General features: G+C 65.4%; 5 protein-coding genes. 4 read left to right on the top strand and 1 reads right to left on the bottom strand.

Annotated elements, in window-relative coordinates; translation table 11 throughout:
- From JOY90_RS38360 to JOY90_RS38350, 3 genes are all read left to right on the top strand, one after another.
- Nucleotides 1-1179: bifunctional diguanylate cyclase/phosphodiesterase (locus tag JOY90_RS38360; protein WP_291696281.1), on the top strand; the 1179-nt coding region annotated here is incomplete at its 5' end.
- A gap of 178 nt (nt 1180-1357) precedes the next feature.
- Complete coding sequence (gene plsY, locus JOY90_RS38355; RefSeq protein ID WP_291696280.1) at nt 1358-2044, top strand: glycerol-3-phosphate 1-O-acyltransferase PlsY; 687 nt, start codon at nt 1358-1360, stop codon at nt 2042-2044.
- A 177-nt stretch (nt 2045-2221) separates the two neighbouring features.
- Nucleotides 2222-4129, top strand: coding sequence for an acyl-CoA synthetase (locus JOY90_RS38350; protein ID WP_291696279.1), 1908 nt, complete (start codon nt 2222-2224; stop codon nt 4127-4129).
- Between the two features lie 24 nt (nt 4130-4153).
- Here the strand turns inward: JOY90_RS38350 and JOY90_RS38345 are convergent, their stop codons facing one another.
- The gene (locus tag JOY90_RS38345; protein ID WP_291696278.1) at nt 4154-4489 is read right to left on the bottom strand and encodes a hypothetical protein; all 336 of its coding nucleotides are present in this window, start codon (nt 4487-4489) and stop codon (nt 4154-4156) included.
- Between the two features lie 379 nt (nt 4490-4868).
- Between JOY90_RS38345 and JOY90_RS38340 the strand changes: the two genes are divergently transcribed.
- Nucleotides 4869-5751: alpha-amylase family glycosyl hydrolase (locus JOY90_RS38340; protein ID WP_291696277.1), on the top strand; the 883-nt coding region annotated here is incomplete at its 3' end.

Genomic DNA, 5751 nt, shown 5'->3' with positions numbered 1-5751 from the left:
CGCTTCAAGCAGGTCAACGATTCCGTCGGCATCGCGGTCGGCGATTCCATCCTGCTCACGCTGGCGCGGCGGTTGACCCGCATCCTGAAGCCGCAGGACACGCTGGCGCGCATGGCCGGCGACCAGTTCGGCCTGATCCTGCTCTCCGAGCAGGACCCGGCACGCATCACCGCCTTCGCCGAAACCATCCGCAAGACCATCCGCGCCCCGATCGCCTTCAACGACCGCGAGATATTCCTGACCGCTTCGATCGGTCTCGCACTCTCTGATCCTCAAACCCAGTTGTCCGACGAGATCATCAAGGACGCCGAGCTTGCGATGTATCATTCCAAGCGGATCGGCGGCGACCGCATCGACGTCTACAAGCCGGCGATGCGGGCGCGCAAGACCGACCGTCTGACGCTGGAATCGGAATTGCGCCGCGCCATCGAGCGCCGCGAGATCTCGATCCTGTATCAGCCGATCGTGCGGCTCGAGGATCGTTCTGTCGCCGGCTTCGAGGCCCTGGCGCGCTGGGATCACCCGAAGCTCGGGCGGATGTCGCCGATCGAGTTCATCACCATCGCGGAAGAGATCGGGCTGATCGTCGATCTCGGCACCTTCGTGATGGACACCACCGCGCGGCAGCTCGCGGTGTGGCAGCGCGCGATGCGCTCGCGCGAGCCGATCTTCGCTTCCGTCAACGTCTCCTCGCGGCAGTTGCTGCGCCACGACCTGCTGCATGACATCCGTACCGTGCTGTCGCGCGCCTCGGTGGCGCGCGGCACGCTGAAGCTGGAATTGACGGAATCGCTCGTGATGGAGAATCCCGAGCACGCGGCCCAGATGCTGACGCGCATCCGCGAGCTCGGCGTCGGCCTGTCGATCGACGATTTCGGCACCGGCCATTCCTCGCTCGCCTATCTGCAGCGTTTCCCGTTCGACACCTTGAAGATCGACCAGTCCTTCGTCCGCACCACGAGCCGCGGGCACCGGCCGGTGATCCTGAAGTCGATCATCGCGCTCGCCCACGATCTCGGCATGGACGTGGTCGCAGAAGGCGCGGAGACGGATTCGGACGCGGTCGAGCTCTACCAGCTCGGCTGCGAATACGCCCAGGGTTTTGCGTTCGGCGAGCCGATGGACGCCGACTCGGCGATGCGTCTCCTGACCGAGGAGCGGTTCGCGGCCGCGAGCTGAGATCGTCTTCCGCGGCCGGCCCGGCTCCGTAGGTGGACAAGCCGCCTCTCGCACCGAAGCCCGGCACGCAAAGGCAGCAGCGTGCCCACCATTGCGAGCCGTGCCGTCGAGAGAATGGTCTCGCGGCACGGTCAGACGGTCGAAATGCCTACTCGAAATAGCGCGTCGAGGTGAATCCGTGGTCTTCTGGACAGGCAGTGTGGTTGGATGGGCGATCGCTTACCTCTTCGGCTCCATGCCCACGGGATATCTGGCGGGAAAGCTGCTCAAGGGCATCGACATTCGGGAGCTTGGCTCCAGATCCACCGGCGCAACGAACGTTCTGCGAACGCTGGGAAAATGGCCGGCGTCGGTGGTGCTGCTGGTCGATGTGCTGAAAGGTGTGGCGGCGATCGTCTTTGCCGGCTGGTTCTATCCGTGGTTCTGGGGACTGCCTTCCGTTTCGCCGCCGATGGCCTTTGATCTGCAAAGCTGGGTGCCTTGGGCTGTCTGCGTGGCCGGACTTGCCGCATTGCTGGGGCACGGCCGCTCGATCTGGCTGAATTTCACAGGTGGCAAGTCTGCTGCGACGGGGCTCGGCGTGTTGCTCGCGATGTCGTGGCCCGTCGGCGTCGGTGCCGCCGGGGTTTTTGCCGTTGCGCTGGCTGTTTCTCGGATCGTTTCCCTGAGCTCGATGCTGGCGGCGCTGACGGCGATCGCCCTCGCATTCGGCTTGGACCACCCGCTGCCGTACCGGTTGCTGGTGATTGCAGGCAGCGTTTACGTGATCGCACGCCATCGCGCCAACATCCGGCGGCTGCTGGCTGGCACAGAGCCACGCCTCGGGCAAAGCAGCCCGGCGTTGAAAACCGAAGCGCAGCTCTAGTGCGCGCCTTCCGGGATTTTCAAGAGCGCGCGGTTCAACTGTGGCCGGTGAGGGGATGGACGATCGCGCGATAATTGATCATGTTGCTCTTCGCAGTCGCGCCGGCCGGATCGGTCACCACTCGAAGATGCACCCATCGATTCGGATCAACCGTTGCGGACATGGGGAGGACGGACCATGGCGGGCATCCATCTGCTTGATCGCCTCATCGGCGATGAATATCCGAGCTTTGCAACCGACGCCGACATCCGCGCCTTCGAGCGGACACCCTACGCCGACCGCATCGCCGCGGTGAGCACCTATGACGCGCTCCGGCTCGGTGCAGCGCATGATCCCGATGCGGCGGCGATCCAGTTCCTGCCCAATGCAGACCCGGCCGAGCAGCCGGTCGTGATCAGCCATCGCGATTTCATGACGCGCGTGACCCAGGCCGCCAACATGTTTCATGCGCTCGGCGTCGGAGCAAACGACGTCGTGAGCTTCCTGCTGCCGCTGTTGCCGGAAGCCCTGGTCACGCTGTTCGGCGCCGAGGCCGCCGGCATCGCCAACCCGGTCAACCCCCTGCTCGAGCCGCACCAGATCGCTGAAATCCTGCAGGCCGCCAACACCACCGTGCTGGTCGCGCTCGGTCCGCTGCCTGGCACCGACATCTGGCAGAAGGTCGAGCAGCTACGTGGCGGGTTGAGGCAGCTGAAGGCGGTCGTGCAGGTGCATGGCGCCGGCGATCCGGCGAACGGCATCCATCCTTTCAACGAGCTGATCAAGGCGCAGCCGTCCGACCGGCTCGTCAGCGGCAGAAGCATTTCCGGCCGCGACATCGCCGCCTATTTCCATACGGGCGGCACGACCGGCACGCCAAAGCTGGTGCGCCACACCCATGCCAACCAAGTCTACCAGGCCTGGGGCATGAACCTGCTCTTGAAAGCGCAGCCCGGCCACAATCTGCTGTTCGGCATGCCGCTGTTCCATGTCGGCGGCTCGCTGACGCAGGCGCTGGCGACGCTCTCGTCCGGCAATTGCCTCGTGGTGCTGTCGCCGTCGGGATGGCGTAACCCGGCGGCGGTGAAGAACATCTGGGGCCTCGTCGAGCGCTTCCGTCCCGAGGCGCTGTCGAGCGTGCCGACCGTGCTGGCCGCGACGCTCGCGATCCCGCCGGGCAACGCCGACCTCTCCAGCCTGAAGGTCGCAGCCGGCGGCGGCTCGGCCATACCGGCCGCGGTCGGCAGGGCGATCGAGGACAAGTTCAAGCTGCCCGTGATCGAGGTCTATGGCATGACCGAGACCTCGAGCGTCCACACCTTGGCCTATCCGGACCGTCCGATCCGCCTCGGCTCGGTCGGTTTGCCCTTGCCCTATAGCCGGGTGCGCGTGGTGAAGCTCGACGGTGACGGGAGAGTCGAGCGCGATTGCGCGCCTGACGAGATCGGCGTCGTGGTGATGGCGGGTCCGGGCGTGTTCGGCGGCTATCTCAATGACGTCCACAATGCCGGCGCCTTCGTCGACGGCGAATGGGTCAATTCCGGCGATCTCGGCCGGCTCGACGCCGACGGCTTCCTCTGGATCACCGGCCGCGCCAAGGATCTGGTGATCCGCGGCGGCCACAACATCGATCCGGCGCCGATCGAAGACATCATGTTCCAGCATCCCGCGGTCGGCTTCGCCGCCGTGGTCGGGCAGCCCGACGCCTATGCCGGCGAACTGCCGGTCGGCTATGTGCAGTTGAAGCCCGGCGCCACCGTCGCGCCCGGCGAGCTCGAATCCTTCGTGCGCGAGCGCACGCCCGAGCGCGCCGCCGTTCCCGTGCAGATCATCCCGGTCGACCCGATGCCGCTGACGGGCGTCGGCAAGGTGTTTAAGCCGAGGCTGCGCTGGGACGCCGCCCAGCGCGTGTTCGCGGGCACGCTGTCACCGCTGATGGAACGCGGCATCGACTGCAAGGTGAGCGTCGGCGCCCATGGCAGCCACGGCAGCCTCGCCACCGTCACGCTGACCAACGTCGCCGAGGCCGAGCGTGCCGCGATCGCCGACGAGGTGCGCAGGCTGCTCGCACCGTTCGTGATGCGCCACGAGATCATCTTTGCCTGAAGAGCGCACGCGAACGCACCGCGCCTACATCGGCTCGTAGGCGTGAGGCGCGGACGGGCTGCCGCCATCGTCCATGGTCGCCAGCTCGTTTGCCGGGAACGGCCGCTCCTCGGCAACGAGCAACCATAGCGCCAGACAGAGCGCGATCGGCACCGTGATGACCAGTGCGAGCGCCGGAGCGCCGCGCCGGAACCAGCTCGGCCATTTCGGCTTCTGGCTGGGCGCGTCGACGAGGGTCAGCGCGCATGACGCGCAGACGAACAGCATCGACGTGGTGCGAAGGGCATTGAACTTGACGGCGGCGATTTCGTAAGCGCCCTTGCAGTTGGGGCACAGGCTTGCCGCCTGATCCTGCACCATGGACATGCTCCGACTCATCCCTAAACCGCGCCGCGCATTGCTATCAAACCAGGGGGGCCGAGCCCAATCACAAGGGCGTAGCGAATGTCGATCGCTCAAAGATTGAGCGAGAGGAACAAAGCAGCGGCAAGGCGATTGCGCCCCGAATCAATCCGAAGTCGTTCGGCGGGATACAGTCGCCGAGCGGTTGCCATCCATGTTCATAATGGAACTTTGAACCTGACGCGTGCAGCTCGTTTCGGGCAGCACGCCGACGATCCGCGCACACCATGTGCGACTGCATTGAGCCGGCGCATCGGCGCGGCGCGGAACTCAGGGGAACGTTGCCGCTTATCGTTCGACCGCCGGAAACGCGCGGCTGTGAATGGGCAACTCCGGCATGATCGACGATCTCTGGTACAAGAACGGCGTGATCTATTGCCTGTCGGTCGCGACCTACATGGACGCAAACGGCGACGGCGTCGGCGACTTCAAGGGCCTCTTACGCCGGCTCGATTACCTCCACGGGCTTGGTGTCACCGCGATCTGGCTGATGCCGTTCCAGCCCTCGCCGGGGCGGGACAGCGGCTACGACATCTCCGACTATTACGGCGTGGACCCGCGCTACGGCACGCTCGGCGATTTCGTCGAGTTCACCCATGGCTGCCGGCAGCGCGGCATCCGCGTCATCATCGACCTCGTCGTCAACCACACCTCCGACCAGCACGCCTGGTTCAAGAGCGCGCGCAGCGCCAAGGATTCGCCCCATCGCGACTGGTATGTCTGGGCCGACAAGCGCCCGGCCAACGCCGACAAGGGCATGGTGTTCCCCGGCGTGCAGAAATCGACCTGGAGCCGCGACAAGGAAGCCGGCGCCTGGTACTTCCACCGCTTCTACGACTTCCAGCCCGACCTCAACACCTCGAACCCGGAGGTGCAGGCCGAGATCCTGAAGATCATGGGCTTCTGGATCCAGCTCGGCGTCTCCGGCTTCCGCATGGACGCGGTGCCGTTCGTGATCGCGACCAAGGGCGCGAAGGTGAAGAAGCCGGTCGAGCAATACGACATGCTGCGCGCCTTCCGCGAATTCCTGCAATGGCGTGAGGGCGACGCCATCATCCTCGCCGAAGCCAACGTGCTGCCGAAGACCGACATGCAGTATTTCGGCCGCGACGGCGACCGCATGCACATGATGTTCAACTTCCACGTCAATCAGCATCTGTTCTATGCGCTGGCTTCCGCCGATAGCCGTCCGCTCGCCAAGGCGCTCAACGCGACCAGGC

The sequence above is a fragment of the Bradyrhizobium sp. genome (assembly GCF_019242285.1).
GTDB lineage: Bacteria > Pseudomonadota > Alphaproteobacteria > Rhizobiales > Xanthobacteraceae > Bradyrhizobium.
Note: the sequence above shows the minus strand (reverse complement) of the source record. Positions and strands in the feature narration are given on the sequence as shown.

What these genes read in the sequence shown, in the direction of transcription:
- JOY90_RS38350 (WP_291696279.1), top strand. Translation starts at nt 2,222, where the DNA reads ATGGCGGGCATCCATCTGCTTGATCGCCTCATCGGCGATGAATATCCG.
- JOY90_RS38345 (WP_291696278.1), bottom strand. Translation starts at nt 4,489, where the DNA reads ATGGTGCAGGATCAGGCGGCAAGCCTGTGCCCCAACTGCAAGGGCGCT.